The sequence below is a fragment of the Exiguobacterium sp. ZWU0009 genome, from assembly GCF_000798935.2.
Lineage (GTDB): Bacteria > Bacillota > Bacilli > Exiguobacteriales > Exiguobacteriaceae > Exiguobacterium_A > Exiguobacterium_A acetylicum.
The window spans coordinates 1,913,974-1,932,463 of sequence record NZ_CP018057.1 but is presented as its reverse complement, the minus strand read 5'-3'; the positions used below and the strand labels follow the sequence as shown (position 1 = coordinate 1,932,463).

Annotated in this window: 19 protein-coding genes; 15 read left to right on the top strand and 4 right to left on the bottom strand. The window is 45.1% G+C overall.

Annotation, left to right across the window (positions count from 1 at the left end; translation table 11 throughout):
• Positions 1-3: 3 nt before the first annotated feature.
• Complete coding sequence (gene nth, locus L985_RS10230) at positions 4-660, top strand: endonuclease III (protein WP_047393910.1); 657 nt, start codon at positions 4-6, stop codon at positions 658-660.
• A 39-nt stretch (positions 661-699) separates the two neighbouring features.
• On the opposite strand, the gene L985_RS10225 is transcribed toward nth, so the two are convergent.
• Both L985_RS10225 and L985_RS10220 read right to left on the bottom strand, forming a co-directional pair.
• Positions 700-1,614: a DUF3800 domain-containing protein gene (locus L985_RS10225; RefSeq protein ID WP_052169455.1), complete on the bottom strand. Its 915-nt coding sequence runs from the start codon at positions 1,612-1,614 to the stop codon at positions 700-702.
• Positions 1,615-1,789: 175 nt separating this feature from the next.
• Complete coding sequence (locus L985_RS10220; protein WP_023468613.1) at positions 1,790-2,092, bottom strand: DUF1798 family protein; 303 nt, start codon at positions 2,090-2,092, stop codon at positions 1,790-1,792.
• Between the two features lie 74 nt (positions 2,093-2,166).
• Between L985_RS10220 and recU the strand changes: the two genes are divergently transcribed.
• The 7 genes from recU (at position 2,167) to L985_RS10185 (ending at position 10,608) form a co-directional block, all read left to right on the top strand.
• Positions 2,167-2,793: a Holliday junction resolvase RecU gene (gene recU / locus L985_RS10215; protein ID WP_035396916.1), complete on the top strand. Its 627-nt coding sequence runs from the start codon at positions 2,167-2,169 to the stop codon at positions 2,791-2,793.
• A 20-nt stretch (positions 2,794-2,813) separates the two neighbouring features.
• Entirely contained in the window at positions 2,814-5,477 is a 2,664-nt protein-coding gene (locus L985_RS10210) for a PBP1A family penicillin-binding protein (RefSeq protein ID WP_047393913.1), read from the top strand.
• Positions 5,478-5,580: 103 nt separating this feature from the next.
• Positions 5,581-7,845 carry a DEAD/DEAH box helicase gene (locus L985_RS10205; RefSeq protein ID WP_047393918.1) on the top strand — a complete coding sequence of 755 codons (2,265 nt, stop codon included), beginning with the start codon at positions 5,581-5,583 and terminating at the stop codon, positions 7,843-7,845.
• Positions 7,842-9,047: a ribonuclease H-like domain-containing protein gene (locus L985_RS10200; protein WP_047393922.1), complete on the top strand. Its 1,206-nt coding sequence runs from the start codon at positions 7,842-7,844 to the stop codon at positions 9,045-9,047. Before L985_RS10205 ends, L985_RS10200 begins: the two co-directional genes overlap by 4 nt.
• The gene (locus L985_RS10195; protein WP_029341984.1) at positions 9,044-9,604 is read left to right on the top strand and encodes an SLOG family protein; all 561 of its coding nucleotides are present in this window, start codon (positions 9,044-9,046) and stop codon (positions 9,602-9,604) included. The genes L985_RS10200 and L985_RS10195 overlap by 4 nt, the downstream gene beginning before the upstream one ends.
• Positions 9,605-9,609: 5 nt before the next feature.
• On the top strand, positions 9,610-9,924 hold the full coding sequence (gene gpsB, locus L985_RS10190) for a cell division regulator GpsB (RefSeq protein WP_023468607.1): 315 nt from the start codon (positions 9,610-9,612) through the stop codon (positions 9,922-9,924).
• Between the two features lie 129 nt (positions 9,925-10,053).
• A complete protein-coding gene (locus L985_RS10185) occupies positions 10,054-10,608 on the top strand; it encodes a nuclease-related domain-containing protein (RefSeq protein WP_029341983.1) in 555 nt (184 codons plus the stop codon).
• Between the two features lie 44 nt (positions 10,609-10,652).
• Here the strand turns inward: L985_RS10185 and L985_RS10180 are convergent, their stop codons facing one another.
• The gene (locus tag L985_RS10180) at positions 10,653-10,970 is read right to left on the bottom strand and encodes a hypothetical protein (protein ID WP_029341982.1); all 318 of its coding nucleotides are present in this window, start codon (positions 10,968-10,970) and stop codon (positions 10,653-10,655) included.
• A 33-nt stretch (positions 10,971-11,003) separates the two neighbouring features.
• Entirely contained in the window at positions 11,004-12,578 is a 1,575-nt protein-coding gene (locus L985_RS10175) for an FAD-dependent monooxygenase (RefSeq protein WP_029341981.1), read from the bottom strand.
• 88 nt (positions 12,579-12,666) lie between these two features.
• Between L985_RS10175 and yvfG the strand changes: the two genes are divergently transcribed.
• The 7 genes from yvfG to L985_RS10135 all read left to right on the top strand — a co-directional run bounded on the left by yvfG (position 12,667) and on the right by L985_RS10135 (position 18,363).
• Positions 12,667-12,888, top strand: coding sequence for a protein YvfG (gene yvfG, locus L985_RS10170; RefSeq protein ID WP_029341980.1), 222 nt, complete (start codon positions 12,667-12,669; stop codon positions 12,886-12,888).
• Positions 12,885-13,496 carry an NUDIX hydrolase gene (locus L985_RS10165; RefSeq protein WP_029341979.1) on the top strand — a complete coding sequence of 204 codons (612 nt, stop codon included), beginning with the start codon at positions 12,885-12,887 and terminating at the stop codon, positions 13,494-13,496. Before yvfG ends, L985_RS10165 begins: the two co-directional genes overlap by 4 nt.
• 60 nt (positions 13,497-13,556) lie before the next feature.
• On the top strand, positions 13,557-13,766 hold the full coding sequence (locus L985_RS10160; RefSeq protein ID WP_029341978.1) for a hypothetical protein: 210 nt from the start codon (positions 13,557-13,559) through the stop codon (positions 13,764-13,766).
• 662 nt (positions 13,767-14,428) lie between these two features.
• Positions 14,429-15,064 carry a 3D domain-containing protein gene (locus L985_RS10150; protein ID WP_029341976.1) on the top strand — a complete coding sequence of 212 codons (636 nt, stop codon included), beginning with the start codon at positions 14,429-14,431 and terminating at the stop codon, positions 15,062-15,064.
• A 184-nt stretch (positions 15,065-15,248) separates the two neighbouring features.
• Positions 15,249-15,980 carry an ABC transporter ATP-binding protein gene (locus L985_RS10145; protein WP_029341975.1) on the top strand — a complete coding sequence of 244 codons (732 nt, stop codon included), beginning with the start codon at positions 15,249-15,251 and terminating at the stop codon, positions 15,978-15,980.
• Positions 15,977-17,494, top strand: a complete 1,518-nt coding sequence (locus L985_RS10140) for an ABC transporter permease/substrate-binding protein (protein ID WP_029341974.1) — start codon at positions 15,977-15,979, stop codon at positions 17,492-17,494. Before L985_RS10145 ends, L985_RS10140 begins: the two co-directional genes overlap by 4 nt.
• Entirely contained in the window at positions 17,491-18,363 is an 873-nt protein-coding gene (locus L985_RS10135) for a diacylglycerol/lipid kinase family protein (RefSeq protein ID WP_029341973.1), read from the top strand. The genes L985_RS10140 and L985_RS10135 overlap by 4 nt, the downstream gene beginning before the upstream one ends.
• Positions 18,364-18,490 lie beyond the last annotated feature (127 nt).

Genomic DNA, 18,490 nt, shown 5'->3' with positions numbered 1-18,490 from the left:
TAGATGTTACGAAAAGCAGAAATCGATCGGATTGAAGCAACGCTAGAAGAGATGTTTCCAGATGCATTTTGTGAGTTGATTCACCGTAATCCGTTTGAACTTGTCGTCGCGGTCGCACTCAGTGCACAAGCGACCGATGTGCTCGTCAATCAGGTGACGCCTGGATTATTCGCGGCGTATCCGGATCCTGCTTCGCTTGCTACGGCACCGGTCGAGGAAATCGAGGACAAAATCAAACGACTTGGATTATACCGGAATAAAGCAAAAAACATCAAGGCGCTTGCGGCACAGCTCCTTGCGCAACACGATGGAGAAGTCCCGACGGAACGAGCCGGGCTCGAAGCATTACCTGGCGTTGGACGTAAGACGGCGAACGTCGTCTTGTCTGTCGCCTTTGATGTACCGGCATTTGCGGTCGATACACATGTCGAACGTGTCTCAAAACGCCTCGGGATCTGTCGCTGGAAGGATAATGTCACGCAGGTCGAAGCGACACTCATGCGCCGTTTCAAACGGGAGCGGTGGTCAAAGCTCCATCACCAATTCATTTTCTTTGGACGGTATCACTGCAAGGCACAACGTCCGAACTGTGAAGCGTGCCCGTTACTTGATATGTGTCGAGAGGGAAAAAAGCGGACAAAAGGACTAGCTACACTATAAAAAAAGTGGATCCGAGACCGGATCCACTTTTTTTGCATATCATCCATTCCAAGGAGTATCAGACCATTCACGACGCTTTTTCGTGATCGGTACTTTTTTGAAGCCCCAGTTTCGGAAATCTTGGTCCGGACTATCGCGTCGAATGTAAATCTTATCTTTGATGGCTTTAAAAATCCGGTTTTCGTCCCCATAATGGACAAACCGCGGTTTTACCTCGATGACACCACGACGGACGCGAGATAAAGGTAAGCAGACCAAGTCGGCAATCTCAAGACCAGATTGGTAGAGGTCGCTGTCTTTTTCAGCAAAGATGAAGCCTTTGATTTTTTGACGGCTTTTTTCGACGTCGAGATGGACCGTTCCCGAATTGAAGATATCGAAGAACGCCTTTTGAATGAGCAAGTTTTGATAATCATCACGGCTTTCAAGAACGACACGCGCACTCGTTGCTTCTGTCTCATCAAGGAAGGAATAAAACGACTTCATCAGATGGGCGAAGGCGACGACGTACGGATCCTTCGGTGTCGAGAAGAAGTCTTGTAGCTTCTGTTTATCGACTTCGACACTGACGATCGTACAATCGATATCAACTAAAAATTCCGGCAAGGCGATCCAGAAATGTCGTAACATATCGATCGTGATGCCATCTTCTTTACCGTAAGGATGCTCAGCTTTTAAAATCTCCTTCAAATGAAGGGGAATATGTGGATCTTCAAAAACTTTTGACTTAAAATCCATCAAACGTTGACGAAGCGGACTTGGTTCACCGGTCTCATCCGAATCGATGGCATATTTATATTCCATCAAGACACCCGTTAAGTTGAATTGTGTATTCCCTTTCGGTGTCCCAGTTTCGTCGACGAACATGATGTATTTCTTCGGGCCAGGGGTTGAATTCTTAGGAAATCCTTTGACGTCAACGCCTTTGACGTTTGATTGTACCCGTTTGTTCAAATGAATCTCCTCCAATTGCACAATAATTACACAGTCTTTTCGAAAGAAATGCTCTTGATGCCACTTTACACGCTAGGCGGATGAAAAGCTATAGCCTGATAAGTGAAACCGTAGAAACATTCCTTCGTATGATTAGGTGTTCGACTTAAGGAAGATAATTCCTGTTTTTTAATCGTTATTCTTCACCATTCATCAAGCGATCGATATAACGAACGGATTTAATCGTTTCATTGAAGCGCTTCAGACTCGTTTTCGGCTGAAATGCTTGGACGGAAATTTGCTTCAATTGATCAACGGCGCTTTCGACCATGCTAGGTCGTAAGTAAGGACTATCTTGGGCATTCGTTTGCCACTGTGCAATCAGTTGATCCGCTCGTTCAACGAACGGTACGACGTCTCGATTGAAGTCATATTCGGTTCCGGCACGTCCTTCTTGATAAATACGTTCAATCTCTTGTAATAACGGTTCAATTGTCATTGGTTTTTAACTACTCCTCTCGGCCGATACGGTACAATCACATATCATGGTACAATAAACGCGATAGGAGGGGAATCGTTTTGAATTACCCGAACGGGAAAAAATTTCAAAAGCCACTCGAGTCGCATGGAACCCGAATCAAGAAGGCGCGATCAACCGATTCCACCTTTTCGAATCGAGGGATGACGCTCGAAAAATTATTGAATGAAAGTAATACGTTTTACCTGACCCATAATCGGGCAATCATTCACAAGAAACCCACTCCGTTACAAATCGTTCAAGTGGATTATCCGAAGCGGTCGGCAGCTGTCGTCAAGGAAGCCTATTTTAAGCAACCATCGACGACCGATTACAATGGTGTCTACCGTGGAAAATATATTGATTTCGAAGCGAAGGAGACGACGAACAAAACGTCCTTCCCGATAAAAAATTTTCACCCCCATCAAATCGCACACATGCGCCAATGTGTCGAACATGGAGGAATTTGTTTTGTCATCATTCGTTTCAGTCTGTATAATGTGCAATATGTGCTTTCAGTCGAGCACGTGTTCCCCTGGTGGGATCAGCTAGAAAGCGGACGAAAATCAATTCCGCTGACGGTCATTGAACGAGACGGTATCAAAGTCGAGACTGGCGCGTACCCTGCCATCGATTATTTAAAGGCAGTGGACGAACTATATTTCAATTCAGACACTTTTTGATTGAAGGAGAAGGATAGCATATGGAAAGAAGTCGTGTCGCACGTCGTGAAGAGACGAAGTCATCAGAGAAAAAGATGAAACGGACAAAACGTCCTCAAAAGAAAAAGTCAGGTGGAGGTTCCGGTGGGAAAGGTCCACTTTGGAAAAAACTATTGCTGATTGCTACTGGACTATTCATCGTCATGATGTTGGTCGGAGGCGGATTTGCCGCTTACGCGATTGCTACGGCACCTGAGCTCGATGAGACAGAACTTCGAGATGCTTTGCCATTGAAAATCTATGCGAGCAATAAGGAAGAGATTACGAAAGGCGGAACGAGTCGAGAATACGTATCAATCGATGAAGTACCGGAAGTCGTTAAAGACGCATTCATATCGATTGAGGACCGTCGTTTCTATCAGCACAACGGAATCGATTTCCGTCGTCTGGGCGGAGCCATCATCGCGAACGTGACAGATGGATTCGGATCAGAAGGGGCTTCGACGATCACGCAACAGGTCGTCAAACAGTCGTTCCTCAGCTTTGATAAGACGATTACGCGGAAAGTGCAGGAGCAATGGCTCGCAATCCGGTTAGAGCAGGACTATACAAAAGATCAAATTTTAGAGATGTACTTGAACAAAAACTATTATGGTCAAAACTCGTTTGGAATCCAGACGGCTTCAAAGGCTTACTTCAACAAGTCTGTTGATAAGTTGAATTATGCGGAAGCCGCGATGCTTGCAGGACTCCCGCAACGTCCGACAGCTTACGATCCAATCAAAGGAGATCCAAAGCTAACGAAATGGCGTCAGACGCAAGTTCTCAATGCGATGCAAACGACAGGCGTCATTACAGAAGCACAACGGGATAAAGCAGTAAAACAACCGATTTCGAAATTAATCAATCCAGCGCCGAAGTCGACGAAGGATGAATCGTATGACAGCGTCATCTTCGATATGGTGTCTAAAGAGTTAGAAGATGATTTTGGTCTTGAAGGTAAAGATATCTATGGTCAAGGGTTAAAGATCTATACATCGATTGATAAACCGATGCACGACTATATGAATGAAGCCATTAAGAAAGACCAAATCGTCCAATTACCGGAATACGCTGAAACGGCTGCGACAGCAGTCAATACGCAATCAGGAGAAATCCTTGCGGTCGTTGATGGTAAAAATCCAGGTAAGGGAACAGCGCGACGAAACTTTGCGAATGAACCGCATCAACCGGGTTCGTCTGCTAAACCATTCTTTGCCTATGGTCCAGCAATCGAGAACGATAAATGGTCGACTGCGAAACAATTGACGGATAAACCAACAGAAGTCAACGGTAAAGAGATTGGAAACTACTACGATGGATACCGTGGCACGAACACGATTCGTCACTGGTTGAAAATCTCAGCAAACACACCAGCCATCCAAACGTACCAAGAAATCGGTGGTGATTCAGTCGAAGCATTCGCTGAAAAATCTGGTTTGAAAATGAAAGATGATGAGTCGATTTCGCCAGCGTATGCAATTGGTGGGATGAAACACGGTTTTAATACGACACAGATGGCAGGAGCTTATGCAACACTTGGTAACGGTGGCGATTATATCAAACCACACGTCATCAAATCGATTGAGTACAGTGATGGATCAAAAATCAAATCACCAATCAAATCGAAAAAAGCGATGGAAGACTATACAGCGTATATGTTGACGGACATGCTTCGTGATGTCTTAAAACCAGGCGGTACGTTCCCGAGTGCTGGATTGTCATTTGATGCAGCCGGTAAGACAGGAACAACGAATGCCTATAAAGATGTCTGGTTCGCAGGATATACATCTGATGTCTCAATCAGTGTCTGGACAGGAACGACGAAATCCGGAAACAACAACGGAGCCGGACTTAGCGGTCCGTATAACAGTACGATGGCACAGCAAATCTGGAAAGATTTCATCACGAAGACTCGTGATCGTACACCCGCACCATTCGAACAACCTAGTTCTGTCCTCAGTATCGGAAACGAATTGTACGTGAAAGGGACGAAGGAACCTGTCGTTGAAAAAAAGACGGTACCCGCTCCGACTGGATTACAAGCATCTTACGATGAAGACACAAAGAGCGGTGAACTGACTTGGAACTATAATGATGCTGCGCTTCGTGCCAATGGCTATGATGATGTATCGTTCGAAGTGACGATGACAGATGCTGACGGCGAAACATCAACGATTGGTACGAGTACGACGAATCGAATCGCCATCAATGGATTGAAGCCAGGACGATCGACGTTCCAAGTCGTAGCAAAAGCTTCTGGAGAAGAATCAGGTCCGGTCTCGACAACGGTCACGGTCACGGATCCTGAAGCAGAAGAACCGACAACGGATGAACCGACAACGGACGAACCAGCGACGGATGAACCAGCGACGGATGAGCCAACGACGGACGAACCAGCGACGGATGAGCCAACGACGGACGAACCGACGACGGACGAACCAACGACGGATGAGCCGACAACGGACGAACCGACAACGGACGAACCGACAACGGACGAACCGACAACGGATGAGCCGGTAACAGACGAACCGACGACGGACGAACCAGCAACAGATGAACCGAATTCAAATGATGGCGCAAATACGCAAAACAATTCGAATGGTTCGACGGAACGAAATAACAACAATAATTCGAATAACAGTGGAGATGACTCTGAAGATTAATAAAGGAGCATCACTTGTAAAGTAGACAAGACCAAAGGCGAGTAGTTCGTTCTTTGGTCTTGCCTCTTTTTTTGTATAATGAGAAGTGGAAGGAAGTGAAGGTATGCAAGCGAAACAAACGCTCGTTGCATTTCTCGAAGAACTGAAACAGGACCGCTCGTTCATGGAGCGGATTACGTATATGAAAACGATGGAAGCGACAGCTGGACGCTACGTCGATTTTCCAGAACAACTACCGGAACGTTTGCGGCAAGCGCTACGTACACGTGGAATAAACCAGTTATACCGTCATCAAGGGCTAGCGTATGAACGTGTACAAGCGGGAGAGTCGACGGTCATCGTCACGCCGACCGCTTCAGGAAAGACCTATTGTTTTAATTTACCGGTCTTATCACATTTGCTAGAGCATCCGAACGCGCGAGCGTTGTATCTTTACCCGACAAAAGCTCTCGCACAAGATCAAAATAGTGAGTTACTGGAACTGATTGATCAATTAGAAGCGCCAATCCGTTGTTTTACTTATGATGGCGACACATCTCCCACGATTCGGACAAAAGTGCGAAAAGCAGGAAACATCGTCATTACGAATCCGGATATGCTACATTCCGGCATTTTGCCACACCATACAAAATGGATCGAACTATTTGAGAACTTAAAATATATCGTCATTGATGAGCTTCACACGTACCGGGGTGTCTTCGGCAGTCATGTCGCGAATGTCATTCGGCGCTTACGACGGATTTGTCGTTATTACGGCAGTGACCCGGTCTTTATCATGACGAGTGCGACGATTGCCAATCCAAAGGAGTTAGCAGAGCGGTTAACAGAAAAATCAGTCGGTCTGATTGATGACAACGGTGCACCGACTGGTCGTAAACATTTTCTCGTTTATCAACCGCCAATCGTCAATGCACAACTCGGGATACGACGTTCAGCGACACTCGAGACGAAACAATTAGCGATGCGTTTCATCAAAAAAAAGTTCCAAACAATCGTCTTTGCGCGCTCCCGCGTCCGCGTCGAAGTCTTACTGACGTATTTGCGAAGCATATACCCACGTGAACTTGGTCCACGATCAATCGAAGGATATCGAGGAGGCTATTTGCCAAGTGAACGTCGCGATATCGAACGTCGGTTACGCCAAGGAGAAATCACGGGTATCGTCTCGACGAATGCTCTCGAACTTGGTGTTGATATTGGTCAACTGCAAGTCTGTATCATGAACGGTTATCCGGGAACGATTGCTTCACTCTGGCAACAAGCAGGACGAGCGGGGCGCCGCCAAGATGATGCGTTGATCATTCTTGTCGCTTCTTCCGGGATGCTCGATCAATACGTCGCAGAACGTCCAGAACTGTTCTTGAACCAGTCACCTGAAGCAGCACGACTTGACCCGGATAACCTGATCATTGCTGTCGATCATGTCAAATGTGCAGCGTTCGAACTCCCCTTTACAAAAGGAGAATCATTCGGGTCGCTTGAGACGGAGGATATCCTTGAATACTTAGTCGAGGAACGCGTCTTGCACGAACGAGGCGATCGCTTTTATTGGATGAACGATGCGTTCCCAGCACACGGGATTTCGCTTCGATCGAGTGATCAAGAGAACGTCATCATCGTCGATCAGACCGAAGTACCGAATCGGGTCATCGGTGAGATGGATACGTTCAGTGCAATGACGTTGTTGCATGACGAGGCGATCTATTTGCATGGAGCCGATCAATATCAAGTCGAACATTTGGATTTTGAAGAGAAAAAAGCCTTCGTCCGTGCTGTAGACGTCGATTATTATACAGATGCTAATTTTTCAGTCGACCTTTCCGTACTCGAAGAAGATGAACGATACGCAGAGGGAGAATATAGTGTTGCCCGTGGCGATGTCAGCGTTCGTGGGATGGCGACGATGTTCAAGAAAATTAAGTTCGGAACTCATGAGAATATCGGATCGGGTCCGATTCACCTACCGGAACGAGAAATTCATACGACGGGTGTCTGGTTCACTTTACCCGATCATGCACGCTCCTCGACGGAACTCGAGCAAGTGTTAGAGGGCGTCGCGAATAGTCTACGGCGTGTCGCACCGCTTTATTTGATGTGTGATGCTAGTGATGTCTTCGTCGTGCCGCAAGTCAAAGCGACACACACACAACAACCTACCGTCTATCTGTATGATCGTTACCCTGGTGGAGTTGGACTTGCGCAGTCGATCTACAAGCAACGCGGTGTCATGTTACGTGCAGCACGGGATTCGATCGTCACGTGTCCTTGTCAGGACGGCTGTCCTGCTTGCATCGGTATGGTAGGTGTCGCAGATGAAAAAGAACGAACGATTCAGTTATTAGCAGAAATGGAGAAGGAACTATCATGAAAAATCGTCTTAGACGAATGCTGAAATCTACATCAGACATCGCACCAGATGCTCCTGCGTCCTCCGCTTCTGAAGCGGAAATAGCGGAGACCACAGTCGGATGGACCGACGAGCAGCAGGCTTGGATTGATCGAGGGGCCGACATCTTGACGTTTGAAGAAGAGTGGATTGTTCGGATCGACAAACGGTATGCGTTAACGGACCGACATGGAGACCGAAGCTTTGCTGAAGTGTATGAGTCCTTACAGCTTCCTCATCCGCCACTTGCACTGGATGTTCCGCTTGAGCAAGTCATTTTCTTTGATACGGAAACGACAGGATTACGAGGAACCGGAACGACGATCTTTTTACTCGGGTTCGCGCGCTTTGAGCAGGGTGGATTGCTGATGCGGCAATATTTCTTACCGCATCCGCACTTTGAAGCTGCCTTTTACCATCACTTCCTGCATGATATCGGAGATGATGTCCGCTTCGTGACCTATAACGGGAAAAGCTTTGATTGGCCGCAAATCAAGACACGTCATGTCTTCGTTCGGGAACGTGTTCCTCGTTTGCCGAAAGTCGGTCATCTTGATTTACTTCATGTTGCGCGACGGATCTTTAAAGGAATGTATGATTCCTATCGGTTGACAGCGATGGAAGAGCGGATCGGATTCGAACGGGAAGGGGATTTACCTGGATTTTTGGCACCCATGCATTACTTCCAGTACGTCGAACACCAGCATCCGGATATCATGACAGGGGTCTTGCAACATCATCTGGATGATTGTTTGACGCTTGTCGGACTCTATGATGCATGCAACCGACTCGTCACACATCGAGCGGAGGCACCTTCTCCGATTCAAGAAAACATCGCGATTTGGCTGGCAGATCTCGGAATTCATGAAGGATCACACGCTCATTTTCAACAAGTCAAAGAACTATCCGCAGAAGGATGGTTGCGCCAAGGTTATTTGCATAAAAAAATGAAGAACTATGAACTAGCTCGAGATTGTTTCTTGAAGAGCAACAGTTATTTAGGGTATGTCGAACTTGCGAAGTGGGCAGAGCACATTGCAAAAGATCCAGTGCTTGCTTATGATTATACGGAACGAGCACGACAACACGTCGAGCGACATCATTGGTTGATTACTAAAAAAGAACGAATCTTGGCAGAGCTAGATCATCGAGGACGTCGGTTAAAAAGGAAGTGTGACGCGTGAAAGTTATCGCCATCACAGGTTACAAACCCAATGAACTAGGTATCTTTGATCAAAAACATCCTGGTATCCGGGTCTTAAAGGCAGCATATCGAGAGCGGATGATTCGCTTGATTGAGGATCGAGGTACAGAGTGGTTTATCACGAATGCCTCACCGGGTTGCGAAATCTGGGCATGCGAGGTCGTGCTTGAATTAAAGGAAGAGTATCCACATATTCGTCTCGGTATTCTTTTGCCGTTCTTGGAACAGGAAGCACGCTGGAAAGAGCCAGTTCAAGCGCAGTACCTCTCCATTCTTGAACAAGCGGACTTCGTCGAAGCAATCAGTCAGAAACCGTATACGGATCCATCGCAGTTACGCAATAAAACCGAGTTCATGATTCAAAAAAGCCAAGGATTATTGTCGGTTTTTGATGAAGAACATGGAGGATCGGCGAAATTTTTAGTAGAGCGTGCTAGAATAGAAATGGAACAATCCGATTATCAGTTGTTTTTAATTACACAAGATGATTTATCTTGGCTCGAACAAGAATTACAATACAATGATCAGTGGGAGTGAAGAGGATGTATAAGCCATTGTTGACAGCGGACGATATTTACAAAAAGGAATTCAAAACCGGCCTCCGTGGCTATGTCATCGAGGATGTCGATGGATACTTGGATCAAATCATTAAAGATTATGAAGGATTCGAACGTGAGATCGAACGTCTGAAGAAAGAGAACGAGGCGTTAAAACAAGCACCAGCACAACCGGTAAAACGTGAAGAACGCCGCGTCGAACAAGCGGAGCCACAAGTATCAAGTTCATCGAACTATGACATGTTACGTCGTATTTCGAATCTAGAGAAGGCCGTTTTCGGACGTCCGCACCAAGATTGACGCATCAAAAAAGACATTTCTGTCAAATCAGAAGTGTCTTTTTTATTTCCTTCTTTTTGAAAGAATCGTCATCTGAACGAAAACGGTGTTAAGATAACTAATAATACATACTACAAAGGATGATGAACCATGTTACAAGTCATGACTGCTTCTGTTCCTGAACCACCGCGCCGTCGTTTTTTTGCAAATAAACAAGTGAGTACGACGACGAGTGAAACGGATGCACTCTGTAATGAAATCCGTCATGTTTGTCGTTTTGATTGGATGTTGTTTGATCGGATTCGTCTTTCTGACACGATTGTCATTCCTTTTGCACTGATTGGTCCAAAAGGATTGTTCCTCGTGTTACAAAACGATGCGGTCGTAGAATGGATGACGGAGGAATCTTGTCATATCATGGATTCTGAGCATGGAAGAAAAGTGTTTGAACCTCATCCAATCAATCAGTCGAAAAAAATCGTTCAAGCGGTTCGAAAAACGCTAAAAGAACAAGGGATCATCATTCCGATTCATGGCATCACACTTTTTCCGAATGCACCACAGATGCGAACGGAACGAATTAAATTCCCGACGGGGCATAGCTTCAAGGATGTGCGGGCGTTCATCGTCTCAAAAAAATCCTCCCCTGTTCTAGAGCAAGAACGAAAACAAGTTGCATTTTATCTTGCACAGCAGCAGGAATGAACAAAGGCAGTGAAGCGCTCGCTTCACTGCCTTTTCGTTTGAATTCATCGTCTTGGTCGAGAAGCAAGAATGTCTTCAGCTTGATCCAAGTCTTCTTTCAAGACATACACCGCTACGCGATCATCCAAGTCTTTACTGAAACGCCGGAATAAAAACGAAGTCTTGACGCCGCGTTCGACTCGAATGTCTAAGTCAGCTGCTTCAAGTCGAGCAGCATCCTTTAATAAATCTTCTCCTTTTTCACCAAATGCTTCCCCGATCAGTGACCATCGAAGATTTTCCTTAGTTCGTCTGCTGACGATGACGAGAAATGCAATGACTAAAAGAATGATTAAAACCGTTCGAACTAGCTGTATATCCATCTTTACCTTCACCTCACCTACTATCATACCGAGTTAACGCGCATAAAGTAAACGTTCAACATACCGGGCGAATGATTTACTTTTCAAACCTTGTTGGCGATACGCAATATAACCGTCAGGGCGAATCAAATATAATCCGGATTGCTTGATGCCAAAGCGTCGTGCAAGTTCACCGCCTTGATCGACGACACCATCCTCTTTAAGGGATTGATGGATCGGTACCGTCTCAAATAGATCGGGATAGGTATAGGCGAGTTCCTTGAATGGCTCAAGAAGATCATCGGTTGCGTTTTTTGGTAAGAACAGCAGCAATAAGAAATTCCGATCGGCACGACGTAACAATAGTTCGTTCTTTTTCGTCCGCGGGTGGACGACTTCACTGTAAGGCATCGGTTCACCTGGTTTTGGTGTCAATGGACTAAAGTGTCCTTGTGTGACGAAGGTCGAACTCGCTGGGTAGTGGCTGTTGAGCTGAGCAATCCGGTTTGTCACGAAATGATGTAAGGGTGCGATTTTGAGACTATTCCGAATTACTTTTTCCTGCAAGGGTAATAAAAAGGGAATGTTGATTTGCAAGAGTTCCGTCGCAAGGTTTGTTGATCGTAAGATACCTTGTGCCGCTTCTCGACGTTCGACGCTGTAAGAATCAAGTAACGGAAAACTCGCCTTGAACTGATGGACACACCATAGTTTCCAAGCGAGGTTCATCGCATCAGCAATTCCGGTGTTCATTCCTTGACCACCGACGGGTGAATTGATGTGTGCGGCATCCCCAATCAAATAAATCCGATGGTGACCAAATTTCTCGATAATCCGGTTATGGACACGGAACATCGAATACCAATGGACTTTTTTTAGCTCAAACGGTACTTTGGCTCGATTTTGTAAAAAATCATCAATCGCTTTATGGTCGGTCGGAACAGGTCCGCTCGTTAGATTACCAGTAATACGGAACAAGTTCGACTGGAGAGGAAACGACTCGATGACGCCATGATCAGAGAAGAAGATATGAACCTCTTCTGAAGAGAGCGGCCAGTCGACCTCGATGTCAGCCAGCGCCCACGATTCTTTAAACGACTTCCCGCTGAATGGAAGCCCGAGCTCACGACGAACGAAACTGTTCGCACCATCTGCTCCGATGATGAAGGAAGCATCGACCGTCTCTGTTTCCCCTTTATGTTGTAAGGAAGCAGTAACAAAAGTCGGGAATTGAGCAAACCCCGTCAATTCCGTCTCTCGTTCCACTGCATGACCGTAAGTGGCGAGTTGCGCTTCAAGAATCCGTTCTGTCTCACTTTGAGGTAACAGCGTGACGAACGGAAAGGGTGTATTCAAATCAGTAAAATCAAGTTTTGCCTGCCATGCACCATTGACATAGAGGTTTCCTTGATTGATTTTAATCGCATTCTCCATCAAGTCTTCTGCGACACCAAGCCTTGCGAACAACTCTAGAGAACGCGCTTGAATCCCGATTGCTTTTGAGACGACGGATGGTCCGCTTGCACGTTCGACGATGCGAAAGGATAATCCATAGCGCGAGAGTGCGAGTGCGAGTGTTAAACCGGTTGGTCCGGCACCGATAATGAGGACATCTAATTTTTTATTCACGGATAACCCCCCTTAATTTACATCTTAGCCAAAACTCGGTACCATTAAACTATTGATGACACGCTGGACGTGTGAAAGGATGAAACTTGTGAACGAACAACTTTTTACGACAGAACGATTGATTGCGAATTTTAAGGAATATATCCGGCAGAATGAAGCGCATTTAACAAAAAGACATGCGTTAAACGCCTATTACAAGACGGTAGCAGGATCGATTTTATCGGACCGGATTGCTAAGAATGCGGATCTCATCGTCCGTATGCGCCATCTGGAAGAGGCGTACCATCACGTTGCACAAGAAGGGCGATGAAACAGGTGAACTTAGCCGATATCCGAAAGCAATACGTAGATTCTGAAGAACGTTTACCTCGTCATGCGGCAGCCGTACTCGTTCCGTTAGTCGAGCAGAATGGCGAAGTGTACCTGTTATTTCAAGTGAGAGCCAAAACACTACGTTCGCAACCAGGTGAAATCGCTTTTCCGGGTGGTCGGATCGATGCGGGTGAATTACCGAAAGCAGCAGCTGTTCGCGAAACGGTCGAAGAATTAAATGTCAATGCTTCTGAGATCGAAGTGATTGGAACACTTGAACCACTCGTGACACCGAACCGGTCGATCATTTACCCGTATCTTGGCATTCTCCATGCGACGGACTTTAATCCTTCACCAGCAGAAGTCGATCATGTGTTTCTCGTGTCATTAACGGAATTGATGACTTCGAAGCCGATTAAAGGAGATATGGAGTGGCGGATTCGCCCTGGCAAGGAAGTGCCGACCGAACGAATGGCGAATCGAGAAGCATATCTGGATCGTACGTATACGGTCACGGAGCATTTTTATGAGCACGGGGATTATCTGATTTGGGGATTAACCGCTAAAATCTTGCGCCAGTTCTTAGCTCAATTGACGCGTGACTAGCTTTTTCGGTCGTTATTTTATATGATTAACTGTAATTGAACGTGTCAGGAGATGAGTCAAATGGAAGAAACAGAAGAGTTATTCGATTATATCGTTGGCGATATGGTGAAAACAAAAGAAGGTTGGGTTGCGGAAGTAACGGCTGTATTGACAAATACGGTCGTCGGTGATGTATCCCACACGAAAAACTTTGAGTCACTCGGCTTAGAGTTTGAAAAACAAGTCTTATTAAAGTCAGAGATCGAATTGTTAGAACGTAAAACAAAATAATACATGAAAGCACACCAAATAATTGGTTTGCTCAGACTTAAGACAAAGCGTAATTTTTCTCTTAACGAGAAAGATTGCGTTTTTTTTGTTCATCTCGAATCGTTTTCCTGGGACAAGCATCGCGCCGCTTCACTTCGTTGCAGGGTCGCTCCTGCTTGTTTTTCCCTAGGAAGCGATTTCGATTGAACAAAACGCTTCTCGCCTCTTTCTTTCGGTATAAAAAAGTAGAAACGAAGAAGGAGGAAGACTTTCAATGATAGGTAAGAGAGATCACCATCATATTGGAACAACTGGTTCCGCAGGACCATCTTGTTTGCAAACTCAGCACACCACATAATTGGTGTGTTTTTTATGTTCATTCAGAGATCTGAATAATAATAAAATCCTATATTCTTATATTCTTTGAAGAATTGGATAAAATAACTGAAAACATCGAAAAGATACATTTATTACAAAAGAGTAACAAGAACTAATTCGTAACAGAACGGTTACAAAATATAAAAACGTTGATACACAACAATTGAGAGCGTTTTTTGTAAGCGTGTAACCATTTCGTTACTTTTTGACAGATATATTTCAATTCATAGTGTTCGCTTTTCAAACTATTTGTCACCGTGATACGTTGTGCGGGTCGTAAAACGGCGAGAAAGGTTGGCATCAACATGAAACGAACATCATTCCTTTTATCCCTATGTTTAGCGGGATTCATATTTATTCTTTTGCCGCATCATGAAGCGTCGGCAGCACAAATCGGGATCGGTACGGAGAAAACAATCGTACAAAATCCATTAGAGATGAAACGTCAAGCTGCTCAAGAGAAGCGTGAACAAGCAGAGGCGAAAAAGCAAGCGCGTCTAAAAGCCTTGGCTAAGCAAAAAGCAGAAGCAGAGCAAAAAGCAAAAGCAGCGCAAGAAGCCAAAAAGGAAGCACAACAGGTAAAGAAACAAAGTCGAACACAAGCAAACGCTGACCGTTCCACAAAGCGTACGGAAACATTTGAGACGACAGCGTATACGACGAATCCAGAAAACAATGGAAGCCGCTTGTATAATGGTCGTGCCTTAACGGCATCAGGTTATGACGTCACAAACACGATTACATACGAAGGACGTCGCATTGTTGCTGTCGATCCATCGGTCGTACCGCTTGGAACTAAGGTACATGTAGAAGGTTTCGGCGATGCGATTGCGCTCGATACAGGTGGTGCGATTCGCGGAAAAATCATGGATCTTCTTGTCGGTTCAAAACAAGAAGCCTTAGAATGGGGTCGCCGTCAAGTCACGGTGACGTTCGAATAAGAGAAGTATACGATTAGGCGGTGGATAGTTTCCATCGTCTTTTTTGTTTTGATAAAGAATTAAAAACTTGCCTGTTCGATAATGGATTCAGAAAACAGGGAAAAGAGTGGATGGAATAGGTTTTGGAATGTCCAAGAAAGGGGAATTTTACAAAGATAATAAACCGGGAAACGAGGGATGGTTCGTGATTGAATTCAAGGATGTCGGCAAAACGTATGCAGACGGAACAAAGGCAGTGCAACATGTGAATTTTACAGTTGAACAAGGCGAGATTTTTTGTTTGATTGGTCCTTCAGGATGCGGTAAAACTACAACGATGAAAATGGTCAATCGATTGATTGATCATACGGAAGGGCAAATTTGGATTGATGGTGAACCGATCATGTCGATCAATGAACATGAACTGCGTCGGCGAATTGGCTATGTCTTACAACAGATTGCCCTTTTTCCACACATGACGATTGAGGAAAATGTTAGCGTCGTACCTGAGTTATTAAAGTGGGATAAAGAGAAAGTAGTACAACGAGTCGATGAATTATTTCGGTTAACTGGGTTGAACACCTCACTTAAGAAAAAATATCCAAGCGAACTCTCTGGGGGACAACAACAACGGGTCGGGGTTATGCGGGCACTCGCAGCAGAACAAGACGTCATCTTGATGGATGAACCATTTTCTGCTCTTGATCCCATTTCACGTGAACAATTACAAAATGATTTGTTGCATCTAAACGAAGAGCTTGGTAAAACAATTTTGTTCGTCACGCACGATATGAACGAAGCGTTGAAACTAGGCAGTCGCATCTGTCTGATGAACGCTGGAGAGATCGCTTTCATCGGTACGAAGGAAGAGGTACTAGCAAGTAACGACCCGTTCGTTCAAGAATTCATGCGTCAAGTCAGGGGGAATATCGAATGAACGGATTGCTTGAGACGTATCAGGACCGAAAAAGCGAACTGCTTCAAGCGTTGATCGAACATATCCAATTATCTGTCATCTCCTTGCTCATTGCATGTGTTATCGCTATTCCGCTTGGGATTTACTTATCACGTAACAAACGTCTGAGTGAGTGGTCGATTGGTGTGACCTCAGTCATCCAAACGATTCCATCACTCGCATTACTTGGTTTGATGATACCGCTTGTCGGGATTGGTACAGTACCGTCGATCATTGCACTTGTCTTGTATTCTTTATTACCAATCGTTCGAAACACTTATACAGGGCTTGCCGAAGTCGATCCCTCGATTAAGGAAGCGGCACGCGCATGTGGGATGACTCCGATGCAAAGCCTTTGGAAAGTCGAACTCCCGCTAGCCTTACCTGTCATGATGGCAGGGATTCGGACCGCGATGGTACTGATCATTGGTACAGCAACGATTGCGGCCTTGATTGGTGCTGGAGGATTAGGCTCCATCATTCTCCTTGGAATCGACCGTAACGATAACTATCTACTGTTGCTTGGTGCGATTCCAGCAGCACTACTCGCCCTTCTATTTGATGGCTTATTACGTCAAACGGAAGTCGCGACTCGTAAACGACAAACAGCCCGTCTCGTAACAGCAGTCGTATTGATGGTCGCAATTGTCGCCGCACCTTTTGCCTTTGGTCGCAGTGAACGACCGGATCTCGTCGTTGCTGGAAAATTAGGTGTAGAACCTGAAATCCTGATGAATATGTATAAAATCGTCATTGAAGATGAAACAGATTTGACAGTTCAAGTTAAACCAAACTTTGGTAAGACGACATTCGTCTACAAGGCACTCGAGTCAGGTGATATCGACGCGTATCCTGAATTTACGGGAACGGTACTTGCTAGTTTGACGAATGAAAAACCGAAGTCAAACGATGCAAAAGAAGTGTATGAACAAGCGAAAGCCGGTCTTGAAAAACAAGAATTAGCCTTGCTACCACCTATGAACTATAACAACACTTATGCTGTAGCCGTTCCGAAGAAATTAGCTGAACGATATGATCTGAAGACGATTTCTGACTTGAAACAGGTCGCGAATCAGTTAACAGCCGGCTTCACGTTAGAATTCAAGGATCGCCAAGATGGGTATAAAGGCATTCAAGAAAAATATGACGTCAATTTCAAAGAAGTCGTTACGATGGAACCGAAGTTGCGCTATAAAGCAATCGAATCAGGTGAAATCGATGTCATTGATGCTTACTCAACGGATCCAGAAATCGCGAAATACGACATGGTGGTCCTAAAAGACGACCAGCAATTATTCCCGCCGTACGAAGGGGCTCCTCTTCTGCGTCAAGAGACGATTGAAGAATATCCAGAAGTAAAACAGGCACTCGAACAATTATCAGGTAAAATTTCTGATGAAGAGATGTCCAAAATGAATGAAGCGGTCGCATATGGTGGGAAAACAGCGAATGAAGTCGCTCGTGATTATCTGAAGAAAGAAGGCATCATTCAATGAAGCTATTACTGATCAGTAATCCAACAGCGGGCACGAATGGTATGGGATTACTTGGAGAAGTCATCGAACCGTTAAGTACATTGTTCGATGAAATCGTCATTAAAAATACGAAACAAGCCGGCGATGCGATGCATTTTGCGGAAGAATCATCTTCGTTTGATGCCGTCGTCGTCATTGGTGGAGATGGAACGGTCTTTGAAACAATCAACGGCGTCGCAAAACTAGACGAGCGACCAATTCTTGGGATCATTCCTGGAGGTACTTGTAATGATTTCGCACGAACACTCGGGTTGCCGATGGCGCCACGCCTTGCCGCGGAAGCGATTGCGATGCAACATGTCGTTCAAGTTGATCTCGGACAAGTCGAAGATAGCTATTTCTTGAATTTCCTTGGCGTTGGTCTTGTCGCAGAAGCATCAATTGGAATCGATACGGAAGAAAAAGCACGTCTTGGTAAGATGGGTTATTATCTATCGACGATTCGTTCGAGTCTAGAAGCAAAACCATTTGAATATGAATTAATCTTAGACGAAGGTCGTCATATGACAGGCGAAGCGGTACTAATCCTTGCGGCAAATGGAGAATCGCTCGGTGGAATCGAAACAAACTTGTCAGATGGAGCATATAACGATGGGAAACTTGATTTAGTCATCGTCGATGAAGTAAACTTGACGACTATTCGTGATGTGATCCTTCAAAAAATCGGTCTTGCCAATGATCCTTCCTTTACGCATATCCTGACAAGCGGTTTTCAGTTGAAAACGAAAGATGCAAAAGTCATTGATACAGATGGTGAAAAAGCGATTCATACACCAGTGACAGTCAAAGTATTACCAGAGTTTCTCCGAATGTATGGAGGCACTCTATAATAAAATTGGAAGGAAGAGAAGGTCGTAAAAGTATACGATCTTCTCTTTTTTGATGCTTATTCAACACGCGTATGCGGTTATGCTTTGACGCTTTAAAGAAAATATTTGATAAAGGATGACTTTCACG